The sequence below is a fragment of the Oceanicaulis sp. LC35 genome, from assembly GCF_052055585.1.
Classification (GTDB): domain Bacteria; phylum Pseudomonadota; class Alphaproteobacteria; order Caulobacterales; family Maricaulaceae; genus Oceanicaulis.
The window spans coordinates 165,766-184,944 of sequence record NZ_CP170485.1 but is presented as its reverse complement, the minus strand read 5'-3'; the positions used below and the strand labels follow the sequence as shown (position 1 = coordinate 184,944).

Below are 19,179 nucleotides of genomic sequence, written 5' to 3'. Positions count from 1 at the left end.
TCGGTTGAAGGTCCGAAGTCTCATCACGGGGGCGATTTGCGCCCTTCTGGCCCTGAGCGCTTGCGACAGCGAGACGCCGGAGCCGCCGCGTGTGGAGACGATGTACGGCCCGGTTCTCGGGCTGACCTTATCCGATCATCCCGATGGCGGCGTGTTCAGGGGCGTGCCCTTCGCCACTCCGCCTGTGGGCGCTCTTCGCTGGCATGCGCCTCACCCCGTCGAGGCGTGGAGCGTGGAGCGCCTGGCCCGCTCCTTCGCCCCGGCCTGCATGCAGACATCCTCCAATGTGGACTGGTACGGCGATATCGCCGAAGCCTTCGGACAGGCCCGCACGGTCGCGCCAGAGCCTGAAAGCGTGAGCGAGGACTGCCTCTATCTCAATGTCTGGACCCCGGATCTCCACCCGGACGAGGCCGCGCCCGTCATGGTCTATATCCATGGCGGCAGCTATACGGGCGGCTGGTCCTACGAGCCCGATTATCATGGCGACAGCTTCGCCGAAGAAGGCGTGGTTCTCGTCTCGATCGCCTATCGTCTGGGCGCGTTCGGCTATCTGGGTCCGGATACGGACACTGCGACGGCCAATGCCGGGCTTCTGGACCAGATCGCGGCGCTTGAGTGGGTTCAGGACAATATTGGCCGGTTTGGCGGCGACCCCGATCAGGTGACGATCTTCGGTGAAAGCGCGGGAGCCGCAGCGGTCGGCGCGCTAATGGCGTCTCCGGCGGCCGAAGGCCTGTTTCATCGGGCGATCAGTCAGAGCGGCGGGTTTGAATTTGACGCGAACCGTCCCGAACACACCGCGCATGAGGCGTTTGCGCAGCTTGCAAGCGCTTTGGAGGATGATCCCTACACCGCATCCGCTGACCTGATCCTTGCGACCGCCGCCGAGACCCTGTCCGGTTATGAGTATGGCCCGGTTTATGGCCCCGCTGAGCTGCCCGTCTCGCCACGCGACGCCCTGGATGCGGGCGATCTGAACGCTGTGCCGCTGATGATCGGGACCAATCGCGATGAGTGGCGCATGTATGTGGACGCCGCTGCGTTGGAAGAGAGCCTTGAAGGCTGGCGCACGGAACTCGGCGACGCAAGCGTTGACCGCCTGCTTGCCGAAGAAGGCTCTGCGCTGGGCGCGCTCGACCGTCTGGAAACCGCCCGCTGGATGCGCTGTCCGGGGCAGGCGCTGGCGCGCGGGGTTTCGGCTCAGGGCGCGCCCGTTTTTCTCTACCGGTTTGAGCGCGCGCGCGACAACGCACCCGACCTGTTGCGGGTCTATCATGGCGCAGAGCTCCCCTATGTCTTTGATACCCATAATGACTGGTTGCCTGTCTCCGAGGCCGACCGGGCTTTGACCCGCGCCATGCACGACAGCTGGTCCCGGTTCGCCCGGACAGGTGATCCGAATCCGGTCGGGGCCGAACCCGACTGGCCGGAGTTTGGCGCGACCGGCGCGCTTCGGGTCTGGAATCAACCAATTTCGACCGACGCGCCGATGGATGAAGATCTATGCCCGCTTCTGGGCTGGGAGACGACGCCTTGACCCTGCCCGCCCATACAGACTGGATCGCCTTCACCGTCAGCGCCGGCCTTGTTGGACTGGTGTGCCTGGGGCTTGTCATCAACCCCGATGCCGGGGCAGTCCTGCTGCCGCAGATCTATGACTTTGTCGCTGAAAAGATCGGCCCGCTCTATCTTGCCCTTGGCGTCGTCCTGATCGTGTTTCTGGTCTGGCTGGCGCTCAGCCGTTATGGCCGGGTGCGGCTGGGCGGCGAGGACGCCGTCGAGGACTTCAATACGCTGGGCTGGGCGGCCATGCTGTTCTGCGCCGGGATTGGCGCGGGCCTGATGTACTGGGCGGCGATCGAATGGGCCTATTATTTCCAGACCCCGCCCTTCGGCCTGCCCCAGGGCACGCCCGAAGCGATTGAATGGGCGTCGGCCTATGGCCTGTTTCACTGGGGACCGTCCGCCTGGGCCTTCTATTGCCTGCCGACGCTGGCCATCGGTTACGCCTATCACAATCGCGGCGTGCCCTTCCTGCGCCTGAGCACAGGGTGTGCGGGCGTGCCGGGCTTTGGCGCACACCAGCCGCTGGGCCGGATTGTGGACACCATTTTCATGGTCAGTCTTCTGGGCGGGGCAGGCACCTCGCTGGGCTTCTCCACCCCGATGATCGCCGCGCTCGCCGCGCGCATCATGGGCGTTGAGCCCAGTTTCGGGCTGGAAGTGGCGACGCTGGTGATCACCATGGTGCTGTTCGCGCTGAGCGCGGCGGCAGGGCTTCGCAAGGGCATCCAGCGTCTCAGCGATCTGAATGTGGGGCTGATCTTCACCTTTCTGGCGCTGGTCTTTATCGCAGGCCCCACAGGTCTCTTCATTGAGGCGGGCATTACCGGCTATGGCCTTGTGGCGCAAAACTTCATCCGGCTGAACACCTGGGCGGAACCTTTCGGCGACACCCGGTTCGTCATCGACTGGACGATCTTCTACTGGGCCTGGTGGATCGCCTATGGCCCGGTGGTAGGCCTGTTCGTGGCGCGCATTTCACGCGGTCGCACCATCCGGCAAGTGATCTTCGGCATGATCGGATACGGCACGCTGGGCGCGGGCCTGTTCTTTGTCATTCTGGGCAATTACGGCCTGAATCTGCAGCTGACCGGCGCGGTTGATGTGGTCGAACACCTCAACGCCGATGGCGGCGCACAGGCTATTGTCGCGATCATGGACGCCCTGCCGCTCGATGTCTGGGCCATGGGCCTGTTTGCGGTCGCCGCCGTGGTGTTCTCGGCCACCACCTATGACAGCGCCTCCTATATTCTGGCGTCGAGCGCCACCCGGTCGCTGCCCGCCGGGCAGGACCCGGCACTGTGGCAACGCCTGTTCTGGGCCGCCATGCTGGGCGCTCTGCCCGTCACCTTGCTGTTCGTCGGCGGTTTGCGCGTGGTCCAGACCGCCGCCCTGATCGCCTCCGCCCCGGTCGTGCTGATCGGACTGGTGATGGCGCGCTCCTTGATGAGCCAGCTTTCCGAAGACCTTTCTTCCCCCGGGAGCGCCTCTGGCGGCGATCCTGATCCGCAAAAGATGGAGTGACGACGTGAACGCCCAAGATCAAAGGCTCAACCGCAATGTGATCCTGACCTGCGCCGTGACCGGCTCGGGCGATTCCGCCGGCAAGACGCCCCATGTCCCGGTCACTCCCGCCGAGATCGCCAAGGCCTCAATCGAGGCGGCCAAGGCCGGCGCGGCCATCGCCCATATCCATGTGCGCGATCCGCACACCGGCGCGCCCAGTCGCGATCCCGAACTGTTCAAGGAAGTGGTGGACCGGATCCGCGAACACGACACCGATATCATCATCAATCTGACCACCGGCATGGGCGGCGATCTGTTCCTGGGGCCTGATGACAACCCCACCGATTTTGATCGCAAGGACACCGATTGCGTGGGTCAGGTGGAGCGCATGCAACATGTGGAGATGCTGCTGCCGGAGATCTGCTCGCTCGATTGCGGCTCGTTCAACTACAACGTCCCCAACTATGTCTATGTGTCCTCCATCGGCATGCTGCGCATCGGCGCGGAACGGCTTCAGAAGATCGGCGTCAAACCCGAGCTTGAGGTCTTTGATCTCGGTCATATCTGGTTCGCCAAGCAATTGATGGCGGAAGGCCTTCTCGAGGAGCCGCCGCTCTTCCAGCTGTGCATGGGCGTCAAATGGGGCGCTGAAGGCCTGACCCGGAACATGCAGGCGATGGTCGACAATCTGCCAGACGGCGCAAACTGGGCCGCCTTTGGTCTGGGAGCCAATGAAATGCCGATGGCCGCGCAAGCCGCGCTGATGGGCGGTCATGTGCGCGTCGGGCTGGAGGACAATCTTTATCTCGCCAAGGGTCAGCCTGCGACGAACGCCCAGCTGGTCGAGCGCGCCCGCTCCATTGTCGAGATGATGGGCGCCCGCATCCAGACGCCCGAGGAGGCGCGCAAGACGCTGGGCCTGCGCAAGCTCGAAGAGATGAAGAAACTGCGAGCGGCGGCATGATCGCCCCGTTCCGCGCCGTCGCTCATCCCTGGCTGTGCGATGTGATGGGGCATCTGACCACCCGCCATTACATGGCGATGTTTGATGACGCCTCGTATCACGCGTTGAACGCGGTCTTCGGCTGGTCCGGCACGGACGCCGAAGCCACCGGGATCGGCTTTGTGGATGTGCGTCACGAGATCGATTATGTGGCCGAGGTGCGGGCGGGTGATCTGCTGGAAATCCGCCCCCGTCTTGGTCGTCTGGGCGGCAAGTCCGTCACCCTGGTCTATGACATGATCATACTGGGCCGAGAGGAGCGGGCCGCGCGGCTGACGGCAGTTTCAGTCTGCTTTGATACAAAGGCGCGCAAGGCGTCGGCCCTGCCCGATGAATGGCGCGCCCGTGCGGTGAAGTTCGAGAGCCTGGGCGCGGAGACGGACTAGGTCCCGCCCTTGCTCCTGCAGACAAACTGCAGGCACAGTGTTGAGATGCTCGCCAGGGCAGACAGAAAAGGGTTCGCCATGCCACTCAAGCCTCTCGCCCTGTCCGGCGCCCTCCTTGTGATGCTGGGCGCCTGCGCCACGACTGCAGAGCCCGCCCCGTTCGTTTTCCCGGCCTCGGTCGGCGCATTTGGAGACGGGTATCCCGTGTCTGGCGCCCCGTGCCGACGGCTCGGGGAAACCGCTGTCACCGGCAATTATCTTGATGACAGCGCTGATCTCGCCGGTTGCCCGGACCGCGCCTCGGCCGAAGCGCTGGGCGGGCGGATTGTGGATCAGGTGGACGGGGTCTGGTTCGTCTCCGTTCCCTATGAGCGGCCTTAGCCCTTCGGCGCAATTGACACCCTGACCCGGGCTGCGGCACACGCGCGGTCCTGAGGCGAAGGAGTGCAGCCATGAGCCAGCAGACCGAGACCCTGGCTGAACGCAGCCTGCTACAGGCCGTCCTGCAACTCTGGGCGCTGTTTCTGGGCATTGCGCTCCTTCTGGCGGGCAATGGTTTGCAGGCCACGCTTCTGGGCGTGGTGGCGGAAGATTCCGGCTTCTCCTCGGCCCTGACCGGTCTTGTCATGACCGCCTATTTCGCGGGCTTCTTCGCCGGGTCGGCCAGCGCTGAACGCCTGATCGGCCGAGTGGGGCATGTGCGCACCTTCGCCGCCCTCGCCTCGCTAGGCTCCATCGCCATTCTGGTGCACGGCCTGATCATTGATCCCTGGGTCTGGGCCGGCATGCGCTTTCTGACCGGGTTCAGCTTTGCGGGGCTTTATGTGGTCGCCGAAAGCTGGCTCAACCGGGAAAGCTCGAACGCTTATCGCGGGGCGCTTCTGGCCATCTACATGATCATCACCCATGGCAGTCTCGCGATCGGGCAAGGGCTTCTGAACACCGCGCCCACCAGCGGCCTGGCGCTCTACGCCCTCTCCTCGATCATCATTTCCGGCGCGCTCGTGCCGATCCTTCTGAGCTCGACGCCCCAACCGCATTTCGTGCTGGAGGTCGAGCGCCTGACCTTGCGCAAGCTGTTCTCCATTTCCCCGCTCGGCCTGACAGGCAGCTTCTGCGCCGGAGTGGCGAACGGGATCATTCTGGGCATGGGCGCGGTCTATGCCCGTCGCCTGGGGTTTGAAGTGGGCGGGGTCTCCATCTTCATGGCCGCCTGCCTAGTGGGCGGAGCGGCGCTGCAATGGCCTATCGGGCGTCTGTCTGACGCCATCGACCGACGACTGGTCATCGCCGGCGTCGCGGCGGCGGCCGCGGTGATCGCGGCCCTGATGCCGATGGCCGCGCAGCACGGCTTGATGACCCTGACCCTCGCTGGCTTCTTCGCGGGCGGGCTGACAATGACCCTCTATCCGCTGTCCATGGCGCACACTCATGACTGGCTGGAGGTCGATCAGATGACCCCCGCTTCGAGCGCGCTGGTCATGGTCTATGGCGGCGGCGCCATGCTGGGTCCGCTGGGCACGGGCGTCCTGATGGGGGCATTCGGCCCGAACGGTTTCGCCTGGTATCTTGTGAGCCTGTGTCTCTTGCTCAGCGCCTACGCAATCTACCGCATCACCCGTCGTCAGGCGCCCGACAGCACCGAGGATTACCTGCTGGCCCCCGCCGCCATCTCCGCCGGCGAATACTGGGCCGAGACCGCTGTCGAGGAAGCCGGTGAGTCCGAAGATGAGGCGTCCAGCGCCTAGCCCGCCTCCCCAACGGGTTCATCTTCTGGTCGTATCCGATATAACTGGTCCGGGATGCGCAGGGCTTCCGGGTTGAAACGGACACCGTCAACCCTCGCCTTTCACTGCGCCGGGACACGCCTTGGGGGAGGCCGAACATGATGCGGGCGATACTCTGTCTGGTCGCGCTCTGTTTGATGAGCACGACCGCCCGGGGGCAGGACACACAATGCCTTGGCGCCGGTGAGAGCGGTGGCCGGTATCACGCCTTCGCCGAACGCATGGCGGAGCTGACGGGCGAGAGCGGGCTGTGCGTTACCGACACCGCCGGCAGCGTGGAAAACCTTGAAGGCCTGCGCACGGGCCGCTTCGAGTTCGCCCTGGCCCAGAACGATCTCGCCTATCACCATTTCTACGGCAATCACGGCTTCCCGCGCTGGCGGGAGTTTTCCGCCGTCGCTCCCCTATTTCCCGAATATGTTCAGGTCTTTGTGCGCAATGCAGCGGACGCCCCGAACCTTCTGGGCGATCTCAGGGGCCTGTCCGTCAATCTGGGACAGACCGGATCGGGCAGCTATTACAACGCCCGCGAGGTGATGGATGCGGCAGGTCTGCGCGAGGGGATCGACTATCGCGCCCGCAATCTGGGACTGGGCGAGGCCTTCTCAGCGCTGGAGACCGGCGAGATCGACGCCCTGTTCGTCACCGCCGCCGCCAATCTTGAGCATGACGACCAGCGCGTGCGGCGTCTGGCCCTGCCGCCCATGGTGGTGTCCGAGCTGTCCGCCGGTCGCCCCTATTACGAAACCGGATTTCTGGAGATAAACGGCGCGCCCGCCTCGGCCCTCGCCGTTCGCGCCTATCTGTTCACGCGCGCTGCCGCACCCGCGGGCCGTGTGGCGCAAACAAGCGCAGCGCTGATCGAGAACTGGGATACGCTATCATCCGAATTTGACGGCCTTCTGGCGCCGGACCAGTTCCTGTTGCGCGCTTCCCTGCCCGTTCACCGGAGTGCGCGAAGCAGTCTGGTGGACGCCGGTCACGCCAATCCGCAGCCGCAATACTGGATGTGGATCCTGATCTGGGCGGCGCTGCTGGCGGTCAGCTTTATCGCCGTGACCTTTGAGACCACCTATGACCGAACCGGAGCCAAGCGTGAGCGACGGGGCCGGTTCGCCTTCATTCAGGTGGCGCTCGACTGGTGGGCGCGCCCCAGCCCGTGGATTATCGGGCTGAGCCTGTTCGCCTTGCTCTTGCTGACCGCGCTTCTGACCCTGCGCTCGGCGGAAACCGCCCACGCCCAAGCCTACCAGCTGGACAATCCGTTCGCCGATCTCACCTTGTCGGAAGGCTTCATCTGGATGCTGACCTTTGTGGCCAGCGGCTTTACCGAGAACAACGCCTATCCGCTCAGTACGATCGGACGCATTCTGGTGGCGATCCTCGCCTTTGTCGGCGTGGGCGGCCCAATCGCCGCGATCATCATCATCGTCAATATGTGGGGGCGACGGCGGTCGGAACGCATTGCCGGACTGATGCCCGCCAAGTTCAGCAATCACGTTCTGGTCTGCGGCTGGAACGAGCATCTGGACGGGGTGGTCTACGCCCTGACCGGCAATGACGCCGAGCACGCCAAGAAGGTCTGCATCGTGGCGGAATCCGGAGACGCCTCGCCCCTCGCCACCCACCATTTCGATCAGAGCAAGGTGAGCTTCCGGCGCGGGGACAGCGCGAACCGGGACACGCTGGAAAAGGCGGGCGCGCGCGAGGCGGGCCACGCCATCATCCTGGCTGATTACGACCGGCGCTCGAGCCAGAATATTGGCGCGATCCTGACCGCAATGAACCTCAAGCGGCTCAATCCCGAGATCCACATCTCCGCCGAGCTCGCCTTCTCCCAGAACGCGGACCATTTCGCGGCGTTCGGCTGTTCAACCCTGATCACACCCGACATCTTCGTCGCCAAGGCGGCCGCGCTGAGCACCATCCACCCCAATATGATCGACTACCTGCTCGAAGTGCTGACCTATGACGCCTTTGACGAGCTTTATTCGATCCGGTTCACGGACTTGTGCGCGCAGAACCCGGACATTGCCCAGGGCATGACCAATAGCGAGCTGGAGACCGCACTGTGGTCGTGCGGGGTGAACCTTGTGGGGCTGGTCTGCAGCGAGTTACGGCGCGAGGCTGTGTTTGACGCGGAAGTCGTGGATGGCGGCCCCATCATCTCGCTGACCCGGCCAGAAGGCTATGCCTACACCCCCAAACCCGACGACCGGATCATTTATGCCGCCGGACGTCGAAAGAGCGTGGCGCACACGCGCGGCTTCAATGAAGTGCGTGACGCCGAGCCGATCCCCCGGGACCAGTTCCAGCTCCAGCGCAGCGAAGGCGCGCGGATCCTGCTCTATGCCTCGCGCGCGCATCTGGAACGCCTTGAAGCCAATTTGCGGATCTTCCACCAGAACCCGACCATCCATGCGATCACGATCGAGGACACGCCTTTCCTGACCACGGAGATTCTGGAAGCGCAGCTGCCCGCCAGCCTGGCGTTTGACCATGTGATCATCCTGGCGGACGCCAGCAAGAAACGCGACGCCGCCAGCTCCGCCGAGGTGCGAGCCGTGGACGCCTCCACGCTCCTGGCGACCAAGCTGATCGCCGAGCATGCGGCCCGGCGTGACTGGCCGTGCAAGGTCATCGCAGAAGTGCTGGACCGGGAAGACCGGGACGCCTTCATGACTGACGGCGCAGGCGCCCATGTGGTGATCCCCAGCACGACGCTGGTCGAACGCTTCCTGGTGAAAGACGTGTTCGACGGCAATGCGATGCTCGATTTCCTGATCGCGGTCATGAACATGCGCGACGGCACGCATCTGTACATGCACACGCTAGAACCCGGCGACCCGCTCATCGGACACAGCTATGCCAGCCTGATCCGCACCCGGCATGCGGGTCTGCACCTGGTGGGCTGGCTGCCCGTGACCAAGCGCGAGGAGTTGCGCAATCGGGCCGGCGACTTCGCCTTCCACTTCCGCACCGCCTATGACGAGCGCATCGAACAGAAGACGCTGCAGGCCGGCGACCTTCTGGTCTTCACGGCCTGCCTGCGTATCTGGGACGGGCATGCCGACCCGCTGGAAGACGCCTAGAACACCATCGGAGCCAGCAGAAGCGCCACAAGGCTGAGCACGGCGACGGCGATGATGTTGAGCATCAGGCCCGCCCGGGCCATGGCCGGGATCGACACCAAACCTGAGCTGAACACCACCGCATTGGGCGGCGTCGCCACCGGCAGCATGAAGGCGCAGCTTGCCGCCAGCGTGACCGGGATCACATAGACCAGCGGGTCCTGTCCGGTCTCGACCCCAATCGCGGCGATCACCGGCAGGAAGGTGGCGGTGGTGGCGAGATTGCTGGTCAGTTCGGTGATGAAAATGACGAGCGCCGTCGCGGCGACCACCAGGAGAATGGCGTTGAGCGCCCCGATGCCCACCAGCTGCTGACCGATCCAGAGCGCCAGCCCGGAGCTGGTCACGGCCGCCGCCAGCGCCAGACCGCCGCCAAACAGCGCCAGCACGCCCCAGGGCAGCTTGCCCATGGCGTCCCAGGTCATCAGCGCCTGCCCCTTGCGCCCTGAGGGGATCAGGAACGCCGCAATCGCAGCAGCCATGGCGACGCCCGTATCGGTCAGTTCGCCAAAAATCGACAGGCTGCTCAGCCAGCCGCGCGACAGCCAGCCCACGACGAGAAAGGCGAACAGGAGCGCGGTCCGCACTTCCGCCTTGCTCATCGGGCCCAACCCTTCGCGCATGGCGTTGATATGCTGCATGGCCTCGTCCGAGGCCTTGAAGTTGATCGGATAGATGAAGCGGGTCAGGACCAGCCAGGCGAGCGGCAGCATGACCAGCGAGACCGGCAACCCCACCAGCATCCAGCGCGCAAAATCCATCTGGACATCATAATTGTCCGCCATGAAGCCGACCATGAACGCGTTGGGCGGCGTGCCCACAAGCGTCGCCAGACCGCCCAGCGTGGCGCCATAGGCGAGACCGAGCAGCAGCGAGACGCCGAAATTCTCGCGCTGTTTGGGCGCAAGGCCGGGCATGGTCTCGCTGATCACGGTGTAGACCGACACCGCGATGGGCAGCAGCATCAGCGTGGTCGACGTGTTGGAAATCCACATGCTGACAAAGGCGGCCGAGGCCATGAAGCCCGCCACCAGCGCCCGGGCGTCTGCGCCCGCAAAGGAAAACACGCCCAGCGCGATACGCCGGTGAAGTCCGCAGCGTTCAATCGCCAGCGCCACCACAAATCCCCCGAAGAACAGATAGATGATCGGGTGGGCATAGGGCGCCGCGATGTCGCGCATCGGCACGACATCCAGCAGCGGCAGCACGACCAGCGGCAAAAAGGCGGTGACCGCCACCGGGATGGCTTCGGTCGCCCACCAGATCGCCATCCACAGCCCGAGGGCCGCCACGATCACGCCCGCCCGTGACAAGCCTTCAGGCTCGAATGTCAGGGCGAGGATCAATGCGGCGATCGGGCCCGCAATCAGTCCGATGCGCTGGTAAAGCGCGTGTCCGGCGTCGTCTTGTGCAGTCATGGGTTCGGTGGGCCTTGTGTATCTGTGGTGGACAATCTGGCCGCAGAAAACCTTAAGGCGAAGGATCAGGCATGCGGCGCAGCGGGACGCGGGTGGAGCGCGTCAGGATCAGCGTCGGCGTGTGTCGGTTGGGCAAGCGGCGGGCTTACTCATCACGAGCATCCTCCGCGATCAGATAGGCTGCGGCGTGCGCCATGCCTGCATTGTCATGGGCCACGCCCGGAACCGTGACGACCCGCCAACCGATGGGAAGTTGCAGACGGTCCGCTTCAGACCGCGCCGCCTCGAAAAAGAACATGCCGCGCGCAAAACGGTGCGGCCCCTGGGCCAGAGCTTCAGGCGTGCGCCGCAGATTACGGTCCCGACGATCGGTGTCCGCTTCGCCCAGGAGCAAGGTCATGGGCCGCTGAAGCCATGCGGCGAGCTGGCTCTCTGTCACGGAAACACCCGCCAGCCCGTAGGGCCAGTCCGTGTTCTGATCGGGCAAGGTATACCAGCCTGCATTGGCCGAATACGCCTTGATCAGGTGCGGCATGTCTTCAAACAGAACCGCCCGATGGACAAACTGCGCCCCGGCGGAATGACCGAAGAGGGTGTAGCCCGATGCGGTTGAGCCACGCGCCCGGATCGCCGCGAACAGGGGCTCGATGGCGGCATAGGAAGACGGCGCATCCGTCCCGACCCCGCCCAGATTGTAAAAGGCGGCGCCGGGGAAGTCGGCGGATGTGAACTCCGGGGCATAGATCCGCAGGCCATACTGCTCGGCCAGGCCGATCCAGTTGTCGCGATACTCGTCCGCATTGCGATTGACGCCATGCATGACGATGACCACCGGGGCATCCGGCAGACGGCCCTCGGGCGGTTCGACATAGAACACGCGCAAGGCTGGTCCGACCCAGTCTGAAACCGTGAACTGGCCTGTTTGCCAGTCCCCGGCCCAGGCCGCACTGATCTGTGTCGTCACGAGGACGAGAAGGGAGATGAGAAAGCGCATCATGAAAGCGTCCGGGCGCCCTCGCGAGGAGAGCGCCCGACCTTGCTGGCTCTAGAAGCGTTTGCGGACGTCGAAATAGACCTGGCGACCGCGAATGCTGTGATACGCGGCGTCATAGCCATTGGTCTCGTCGGCGAGGGGCGGCTCTTCATCGAAGATGTTGTTCGCGCCGACACGGACCCGCATGCCATCCAGGAAGCCATTGGCGTCAATGTCGTACTGGACATAGGCGTTGGTCTGGGTCCACTCGCTGACGATGAACGGGTCCCCGTTCGGGTCGAGGCCAGCGCCGGTATCGATGAACTCGCTGGTATAGTCGGCCCGGACGCCTGCGCCCCAGCCGCTATGGTGACGCCAGCTCAGCGATGCCGAGACACGCCATTCCGGCTGACCATCCTGGAAGATGATATCGCCTTCCTGGGACACGGTGATCTCATCGGAAATCAGGCCGCTTTCCACCGCATCGGCGATCTGCTGCGCGCCCGGCGACAGAGCGATGAAGTAGGTGTCGAGATAGGACGCGTTGACCTTGAGGTCGAAATCACCGATCGGCGTGTCATCAAGCGAGTAGTACACCCCGTAATCGATGCCATCGACGTCAATGTTCTCGTTGTTGTCATAGGTGTCGCGGACAAACAGGATGTCCCCGACCGGGGTCAGGCCGGCCGCGGTGAAGAAGTTGATGTCATCCTGATCGGGGTCTGCGCGCACCACGTTCGGGTTGGACGAGCCCTGCAGACGCAACAGGTAGTCCAGGCTGATATGGTTCTCTGCGCCGAACACGCCGACCACGTCGGTGCGTTCGATTTCCCAGCGGTCGACGGTGATCGTCAGCCCGTTCAGGAAGCTCAGAGCACCGTCCAGCCCCCGCGGCTCGAATACGAAGCCATAGGTGATGTTGGTGTCATCTTCCGGTCCGATATCATCAGACACGGAACGACGCTCGGTCCGGCCTTCAGAATAGCCCGTACAGTCTGCAAAGGTGGCGAAAGTGCCGTTACGCACGCCGGCTTCACAGAAATAGCTGTCCTCGCGAGAGTTGGACCGATCCACGCCTTCGTTGATGACGACCAGGTTCGGCGCGCGGAAGCCTTCTGAATAGGCGCCCCGCAGTTTCAGCCCTTCAAACGGAACCCAGGCCGCCGCCACACGCGGCTTCACGCCAGAGCCGCCAAAGTCGGAATAATCCTCGTAGCGCGCTGCAATTTGCAGATCGAGCGTCTGGATGAGCGGGATGTTCATTTCCGGGCTGACCAGAGGCACAGAAGCCTCGGCGAATGCGCCCAGAACTTCACGCGAACCGCTGGAATCCGGGGTCGGGCTGGTGCCGTAGACATCGGTTTCGCTCACCTCGCCCGTCACCATGTCGGTGAAGGTGATGGTGCCGTCCAGACGGTCGTCCCGGTTTTCGTCATAGGCCTCGTAGCGCGCCTCGACACCCGCAGCGAGACCGATCGGGCCGCCTGGCAGGTTGAACACGGCGCCATTGCTGACCTTGAAGTCGATCAGCGCCAGCTCGGACGTGCTCTCACGCACCACGTCGATCAGGAAAGGCTCGATCAGATTGCGCGGATTGGCCGTGGCGTCGCCAACTGAAGGATTGTTGGGATCGCCGCCATTGAACAGATTGTAGACATCCGGCCCTTCCTTGAAGAGCTCCTGCTGGAACAGGGTGCGCGAGATGGAGTTGTTGGCCGTGTCCTCGGCATAGCCGCGGTTGTACAGCGCTGCGCTGTCCCAATCCCAGCCGGAATCGCCAAACTCGCCCCGGGCGCCGCCCAGGAAGCGATACTGGGTATTCACAACCTCGATATCGCGATAGCCCACATCCACGAAGCGGTAGCGACCGGCATCGGTAAAGACCGGCAGACCTTCAACCGGCACATTGGTCAGGCCCGGCAGACGGTTGGGGTTGATCGAACCATCCGAGAAGGTCACCGGGCCGAACGGGTTGTAGTAATAGCTGGCCGGAACAGAGATTTCGGTCGCGGAAATGCCGTTACGCGGCTCGTTCGTGGAGCGCGTTTCGGCGTAATAGATGCCCAGCTCGCCATACAGGTGAACGCCGTTGTCGAGATCATGGTTGAAGAAACCAAAGGCGTTGAAGCGGTCACGGTCTGAAATGATGGAGCGCTCGGTCGCGCCATCATAGCGCAGATCCCGATCCTGGCTGCCGTCATCAATGCACAGGCCCGGCGTGGACAGGCTGTCGGCGCGGCAGCCCGGGAAGCTGTCAGGCTGGAAGTGGAACACGCCCGCCGTCGAGGTCAGCGTATTGCCGTTCTGGCGTACACGGGTCGAAGACGTGGTGTTCAGCGTCCACTGGCCCCAGGGCGTCTGGGTGGCGCGGTTATCGAACGAGGTGTCGCCCTCAAAGCTGGTGCCCACCAGGAAGCGACGCAGGTCCTCGCTGGAGGCGCGGTCGATCTCGTTGGCGAACAGGCCGTCCCGGCGTGAATATTCAACAGCCAGCGAGGCATTGGTCCGGCCTTCATTGAAGTCCTGACCGGCTTTGATGGTGAGGGTCTGCTCATTCAGACCATTGCCGGTGGCGTACAGATGGCGCGCACGCACATCAAAGCCGACAAAGTCATCATCAAGAATGGTGTTGAACACACCCGCGACAGCGTCGGTGCCGTAGATTGCAGACGCGCCGTCATTGAGCACTTCAACGCGCGCAATGCCCGCCACGGGAAGTGAGTTCACGTTGGTGGTGGTCACCGGGGTCGACAGCTCGGCCTGGGTCGAGGGATGGTTGACCACGCGGCGGCCATTCAGAAGCACCAGCGTGCCGCTGGAGCCGATCGAACGCAGGTTGATCGAGGCGACGTCGCCGCGGGCATTGTTGTTGGTGGTGTTGTTGTCGGTCCGGAACTGGACCCCGCCTTGCGACGGCAGCGAGCGGATAAGGTCTTCGCCATCCACGCCGCCGATTGTGGCGAGATCTTCTTGCGTGACGATGGTGACCGGCAGCGCCTGATTGATGCGGGCGCCCTGAATGTTGGTGCCGGTGACGATGATCACGTCCTGCGTAGCGGGCGGCGCAGACGCCTCTTGCTCTTGCTGCGTGGTCTCGACGGCTTGTGCGTACGCGGCTTCACCCAGCGCCAGCGCGCCAAGAGCGATTCCGGAACGGAGAATCATTTTGAGTGTCATGTGTCCCTCCCATGCGTGTTGTTTTGCAAACGAGAGCAACGCTTCTGGACACTGTCAACGAAAATTATACACTCGGTTCAAATTCCGTACGGACTGCCGTCTGTAATTTGTCAGACGTGGCGCCGAAGCTACTATGAGCAGGATCGACGGAGCCTGAGGGGGAAAGACGAGGATGAACGTAGTCAGACCGGAGTTCCCCGATCACGGCTCCCCCTTCTCCCGAAGTCAGGAGCGGGAGCGCAAGATCACCGCGATCTGTTCAGCCGCGTCACGCCGGTTCAATGCGCAAGGGGTTCTGGGGGCGCGGCTCGAAGATATCGCCGCCGATCTCGGCCTGACCAAGACCAGCATCTCGTACTATTTCGCGTCCAAGGAAGAGCTCGCCGAGGACGTCTTTCTGCGTTCGGTGGCGTTCCTTGACGACGCCGTCAAACGCACCGAGGCGGCCAATGACGCCCCGGCGCTCAAGCTGCTGGGCCTGTTCCAGGCCTATTCCGAGCAATTGAGCGAAGCGATCGAGGATGTCCGCCCCTTCCCGGCGCGCCTGCAAGAGCTCGACGCCCTGTCCCCGGAGGTGCAGGGGCGGATCACCACGGCTCTTGATACAGTCGTAAGCCGCGTCACAGCCATGGTGGGCGACTGGCTGGAGCAGGCGGGCCTGACCTCTCGGCGGGCCGAACCCGTGACCTATTGCCTGTTCGGCCTTCTGGACTGGTTGACGGTCCGGGCTGGTGAAGAGGCGGCGCCCGCCTTCGCCGACACGGCGAGCCTGATTCGCGACATTCTTCGAGAGGGCCTGACATTGGGCGGCCCCGCCATGAACGAGATCGCGCCGCAGTTTGTGTCCGCCGAGGAGCTGCCCCAGATTTTCGACCGCAAGGCCCGCAACCGGATGAAGCGGGAAGCCTTCCTGAAGACCGGCATCCGCTTTTTCAATCTCTACGGCTTTGAAGGCGTGTCTCTGGCCGAGGTTGCAGCCTCTCTGGGTGTGACGCGCGGGGCGTTTTACTACCATATTCCCGACAAGGAGAGCTTCCTGGACCAGTGTCTGGAGCACTCGCTTCAGAACGTCGAGACAACGCTGGATGCGGCCGCCGAGAGCGGCGACGGGCTCGCCTTCATCCGGCGCGCGGTGTTTGACCTCATCTACATGCAGGCCAGCGGCATGGCGCCGATCATCCGGCTGGAACTGATGTCCGCCCTGCCCGCCACCCGGCGCAACCGGCATCAGGCGCGCTTGCGCAACATTACCCGCCGTCTCGGCGACAATTATGAGGCTGCTGTCAGCACAGGCGAGGCGCGCCCGCATGACGCCTCGATCGTGGAATCCCTTCTGTCCGGGGTCATGTTCATCAATAGCGGCTACACGCTCGCCGCCAGCAACACGATGAATGACTGGCGCATGTCCAAGAAGCCCCAGTCTGCAACCAACGACTTCCTGTACGTGCTCCTCTACGGTCTGTCGGCACGCTCATGAAAACGCCAGCCTCTCTCCTGCTGCCGCTCATCCTGATCGCCTGTTCCGGACCGGAAGCGGACCCCGCTCCCACGCCTGAACCCGCCGACCAGGCCGCCGCCCTTCCTGCAGAAAGCGCACACGCCCCGGCGCCCGCCTTCACGCCGCAAAGTCCGGTGTTGTCGCCCAATCGCGAGATCGAGGCGATCTTCTCCAATGCTGCACTGAACGCTCAGGTCTTGCGTCTTGAAGCCGCGCTTGCCCGCGCCCAGGCTCATGAAGGCGTGATCCCGCAATCGGCTGCGGATGCGATCACCCGCGCCGCCATTCCCGAGAACACACCGCAGGACGCCATCGACGCCGAATACGCCGTCGTGCGCCATCGCATGGTCGCGCTCCTGAATGTGCTGCGCCACTCACTTGATGAGGAGAGCGCGGATTATCTCCATTACGGCGCGACCACGGTGGACCTCTATGACAGCGCCGCCATGCTCCAGATGCGCGACGCCGTCTTCGCGCTGATCGAGGATTTGCGGGTGATCGAGCTTCAGCTGATCGAGCTGGCCGATCACTACAAGGCCACGCCCATGATTGGCCGCACTCTGGGCCAGCACGCCCTGCCGCTGACCTATGGCAAGTCTGTCAGCGGCTATATCGGCGAGAACCGCCGCCATATCGACCGGCTCTCAGACCTGCTTGATCGCATCGACCGCTCCATCATCATGAAGGGCGCGGTGGGCAGCTATCTGGGGCTGGGACCGGAAGGCCAGCGCGTGGAGGCGCGCATGGCGCAGGAGCTGGGTCTGCCCGCCCCCTATCCCGATGACTGGCACGCCAGCCGGGATGTGTTCGCCGAATTCGCCCTCGTCCAGTCCATGATGGCGCACACATACGCGCGACTGGGGCAGGAGGTCTTCCTGCTTCAGATGACCGATATCGGCGCAGTGGTGGAAGAACGGCCCGGCGGCGCGGTGGGGTCCAGCACCATGCCGCACAAGGTGAACCCTTCGCTGTCTGAAGCGCTGATCCAGCATGGTCGCACCATTCCGCGCCTTGCCGAGATCGTGCAGGACGACATGGTCAACTTCTTTGAACGCGACAACACCTCGCGCCCCAATGATGCTGTCGCGGATATTGCGCTGGCGACCGAGGACATGCTGGGCGACGCCAGCCGTCTGATCTCGCGCTTGCGGGTCAATGAAGCGCGCATGGCGCAATCGCTGGAGCTGAGCCAGGGCTGGATCCTGACCCAGCGCATTGTCTTCGCCATTCAGGATGATCTGGGCCGGGAAGGCGCCGAGCACCGCCTGCGCGATCTGGCCTCTGAGGCCAGCGAAACCGGGGCCAGCCTGCGCGAGGCCATCGAAAGCGATCCTGCACTGCTGGCTCTGTTTGAACCGGGCGAGCTTGATGCGCTGCTCGATCCCCGCACCTATCTGGGGCTTGATGTCGAGCTGACAGAAAGCGTCATCGCCCAGGCCCGCGCCGCCAGAGAGACCGATCCGGTCCGCACGGAGACCCCATGAGACCACAGCTTGCCATCAGCCTTCTGACTCTGGGCGCGGTTCTGGCCGCACCGGGCTGCGCCACGACCTCCCCTGAACCGTCGCGTCTCGCAGGGTGCGAGACCGGCGCGGTCCGCCTGACCCAGGATTTCTCCACCGCGCCCGGCTATGCCTGCCAGCGCGAGGGCGAAGCGGCGTTTGAACTGAGCGTTTTGCCCGAGGACCCGGAGATCAATCCCAGCCCCTGGTACGCGTTCGACCTTCACGCCGATGAAGCGACCGACGCTGAAGTCGCGCTTGATTACGCCGATTACCGCCACCGCTATCAGCCGCGCATCGAGCTTGAGGATGGGCACTGGGCGGCCCTGCCCGCAGATGTGGTGACGGTATCCGAGGACGGCCATCAGGCGATGCTTGCCCTCGACATTCCCGCTGGCGTGACCCGGATCGGCGCTCAGGAAGTCATCCCGATCGAGGCGCGCGCGGACTGGCGTGCGGCTTTCGCCGACCGGAACGGCATGAGCCGGGCCGTGATCGGGGACAGCCGGGAAGGGCGCCCCATCGAGGCGCTGACCCGTCAGGCTTCAACGTCGAACGCCCCGCTGATCATCATTCTGGGCGGTCAGCACCCACCTGAAGTTACGGGCGTTCTGGGCCTGCGCGCCTTTCTGGACACGATGTTCGGCCCGCACGCCGATGCGACTGTTCTTGACGCCTATCAATGGCTGATCATCCCCGATCTCAACCCTGATGGCGTCGAGCACGGGCACTGGCGACACAATACCGGCGGACTGGATCTGAACCGGGACTGGGGACCGTTCACCCAGCCTGAAACCGCCGCTGCGTTCGCCGCCATCGAACAGCAGATCATGAACGGCCATGCGCCCTTCCTGCTACTGGATTTCCACTCGACCCGCCGCGACGTGCTTTACACTCCGCCCGATGGCGCAGCTCTTACCCCGTTCGCTTTCAGTGAGGACTGGATCAGCCTGATCGAGAGCGAGTGGACGGGCGACGACCCCGCCTTTGACCGCGGCCCCAGCCATAATGTGGGCATGCCCACCTCCAAGACCTGGTTTGCGGATACCTATGCCGCGCCGGGCGTGACCGTGGAGTATGGCGACAATACCGACCGGGATCGCATCATCGCCCTGTCGCAAACCGCGGCGCGGGCTCTGACGCGCTATCTGGACAGCCAGACCGCGAACTCCCGCCCTTAACCCGTTAAACAACTCAGCTCCAGACGCCGTGCACCCAGTGCGCGGCGTCTT

General features: G+C 63.9%; 13 protein-coding genes. 10 read left to right on the top strand and 3 right to left on the bottom strand.

The genetic code is table 11. The features are described from left to right. Window positions 1-4: 4 nt before the first annotated feature. The 7 genes from ACFELO_RS00875 to ACFELO_RS00845 all read left to right on the top strand — a co-directional run bounded on the left by ACFELO_RS00875 (window position 5) and on the right by ACFELO_RS00845 (window position 9,340). The gene (locus ACFELO_RS00875) at window positions 5-1,540 is read left to right on the top strand and encodes a carboxylesterase/lipase family protein (RefSeq protein WP_440958692.1); all 1,536 of its coding nucleotides are present in this window, start codon (window positions 5-7) and stop codon (window positions 1,538-1,540) included. Continuing rightward, window positions 1,507-3,090, top strand: a complete 1,584-nt coding sequence (locus ACFELO_RS00870) for a BCCT family transporter (protein WP_440958691.1) — start codon at window positions 1,507-1,509, stop codon at window positions 3,088-3,090. Before ACFELO_RS00875 ends, ACFELO_RS00870 begins: the two co-directional genes overlap by 34 nt. Window positions 3,091-3,094: 4 nt before the next feature. Further along, the gene (locus ACFELO_RS00865) at window positions 3,095-4,036 is read left to right on the top strand and encodes a 3-keto-5-aminohexanoate cleavage protein (protein ID WP_440958690.1); all 942 of its coding nucleotides are present in this window, start codon (window positions 3,095-3,097) and stop codon (window positions 4,034-4,036) included. Continuing rightward, window positions 4,033-4,461: an acyl-CoA thioesterase gene (locus ACFELO_RS00860; protein ID WP_440958689.1), complete on the top strand. Its 429-nt coding sequence runs from the start codon at window positions 4,033-4,035 to the stop codon at window positions 4,459-4,461. Before ACFELO_RS00865 ends, ACFELO_RS00860 begins: the two co-directional genes overlap by 4 nt. Window positions 4,462-4,539: 78 nt before the next feature. Next, on the top strand, window positions 4,540-4,842 hold the full coding sequence (locus tag ACFELO_RS00855; protein WP_440958688.1) for a hypothetical protein: 303 nt from the start codon (window positions 4,540-4,542) through the stop codon (window positions 4,840-4,842). Between the two features lie 71 nt (window positions 4,843-4,913). Continuing rightward, the gene (locus ACFELO_RS00850) at window positions 4,914-6,209 is read left to right on the top strand and encodes an MFS transporter (protein WP_440958687.1); all 1,296 of its coding nucleotides are present in this window, start codon (window positions 4,914-4,916) and stop codon (window positions 6,207-6,209) included. A gap of 137 nt (window positions 6,210-6,346) precedes the next feature. Further along, on the top strand, window positions 6,347-9,340 hold the full coding sequence (locus ACFELO_RS00845; protein ID WP_440958686.1) for a TAXI family TRAP transporter solute-binding subunit: 2,994 nt from the start codon (window positions 6,347-6,349) through the stop codon (window positions 9,338-9,340). Here ACFELO_RS00845 and ACFELO_RS00840 read toward each other — a convergent pair. The 3 genes from ACFELO_RS00840 to ACFELO_RS00830 all read right to left on the bottom strand — a co-directional run bounded on the left by ACFELO_RS00840 (window position 9,337) and on the right by ACFELO_RS00830 (window position 14,947). Continuing rightward, the gene (locus ACFELO_RS00840) at window positions 9,337-10,797 is read right to left on the bottom strand and encodes an SLC13 family permease (RefSeq protein WP_440958685.1); all 1,461 of its coding nucleotides are present in this window, start codon (window positions 10,795-10,797) and stop codon (window positions 9,337-9,339) included. The two genes, ACFELO_RS00845 and ACFELO_RS00840, sit on opposite strands and share 4 nt — an antisense overlap. Before the next feature lie 145 nt (window positions 10,798-10,942). Further along, window positions 10,943-11,794 (bottom strand): alpha/beta hydrolase, encoded by an 852-nt coding sequence (locus ACFELO_RS00835; RefSeq protein ID WP_440958684.1) that lies wholly within the window; start codon window positions 11,792-11,794, stop codon window positions 10,943-10,945. A 48-nt stretch (window positions 11,795-11,842) separates the two neighbouring features. Next, window positions 11,843-14,947 (bottom strand): TonB-dependent receptor domain-containing protein, encoded by a 3,105-nt coding sequence (locus tag ACFELO_RS00830; RefSeq protein WP_440958683.1) that lies wholly within the window; start codon window positions 14,945-14,947, stop codon window positions 11,843-11,845. A 172-nt stretch (window positions 14,948-15,119) separates the two neighbouring features. On the opposite strand from ACFELO_RS00830, the gene ACFELO_RS00825 reads away from it, so the two are divergent. Genes ACFELO_RS00825 through ACFELO_RS00815 form a run of 3 tightly spaced genes read left to right on the top strand, consistent with a single transcriptional unit; the run spans window position 15,120 to window position 19,128 of the window. Then, window positions 15,120-16,424, top strand: coding sequence for a TetR/AcrR family transcriptional regulator (locus ACFELO_RS00825; RefSeq protein WP_440958682.1), 1,305 nt, complete (start codon window positions 15,120-15,122; stop codon window positions 16,422-16,424). Continuing rightward, window positions 16,421-17,929 (top strand): lyase family protein, encoded by a 1,509-nt coding sequence (locus ACFELO_RS00820; protein WP_440958681.1) that lies wholly within the window; start codon window positions 16,421-16,423, stop codon window positions 17,927-17,929. Before ACFELO_RS00825 ends, ACFELO_RS00820 begins: the two co-directional genes overlap by 4 nt. Further along, window positions 17,926-19,128, top strand: a complete 1,203-nt coding sequence (locus ACFELO_RS00815; RefSeq protein ID WP_440958680.1) for a M14 family metallopeptidase — start codon at window positions 17,926-17,928, stop codon at window positions 19,126-19,128. The genes ACFELO_RS00820 and ACFELO_RS00815 overlap by 4 nt, the downstream gene beginning before the upstream one ends. The last annotated feature ends 51 nt before the right edge of the window (window positions 19,129-19,179 follow it).

Bases quoted from the DNA above. Each gene is read 5' to 3' on its own strand.
- ACFELO_RS00870 (WP_440958691.1), top strand. From the start codon at position 1,507: ATGCCCGCTTCTGGGCTGGGAGACGACGCCTTGACCCTGCCCGCCCAT.
- ACFELO_RS00860 (WP_440958689.1), top strand. From the start codon at position 4,033: ATGATCGCCCCGTTCCGCGCCGTCGCTCATCCCTGGCTGTGCGATGTG.
- ACFELO_RS00855 (WP_440958688.1), top strand. From the start codon at position 4,540: ATGCCACTCAAGCCTCTCGCCCTGTCCGGCGCCCTCCTTGTGATGCTG.
- ACFELO_RS00850 (WP_440958687.1), top strand. From the start codon at position 4,914: ATGAGCCAGCAGACCGAGACCCTGGCTGAACGCAGCCTGCTACAGGCC.
- ACFELO_RS00845 (WP_440958686.1), top strand. From the start codon at position 6,347: ATGATGCGGGCGATACTCTGTCTGGTCGCGCTCTGTTTGATGAGCACG.
- ACFELO_RS00840 (WP_440958685.1), bottom strand. From the start codon at position 10,797: ATGACTGCACAAGACGACGCCGGACACGCGCTTTACCAGCGCATCGGA.
- ACFELO_RS00835 (WP_440958684.1), bottom strand. From the start codon at position 11,794: ATGATGCGCTTTCTCATCTCCCTTCTCGTCCTCGTGACGACACAGATC.
- ACFELO_RS00830 (WP_440958683.1), bottom strand. From the start codon at position 14,947: ATGACACTCAAAATGATTCTCCGTTCCGGAATCGCTCTTGGCGCGCTG.
- ACFELO_RS00825 (WP_440958682.1), top strand. From the start codon at position 15,120: ATGAACGTAGTCAGACCGGAGTTCCCCGATCACGGCTCCCCCTTCTCC.
- ACFELO_RS00820 (WP_440958681.1), top strand. From the start codon at position 16,421: ATGAAAACGCCAGCCTCTCTCCTGCTGCCGCTCATCCTGATCGCCTGT.
- ACFELO_RS00815 (WP_440958680.1), top strand. From the start codon at position 17,926: ATGAGACCACAGCTTGCCATCAGCCTTCTGACTCTGGGCGCGGTTCTG.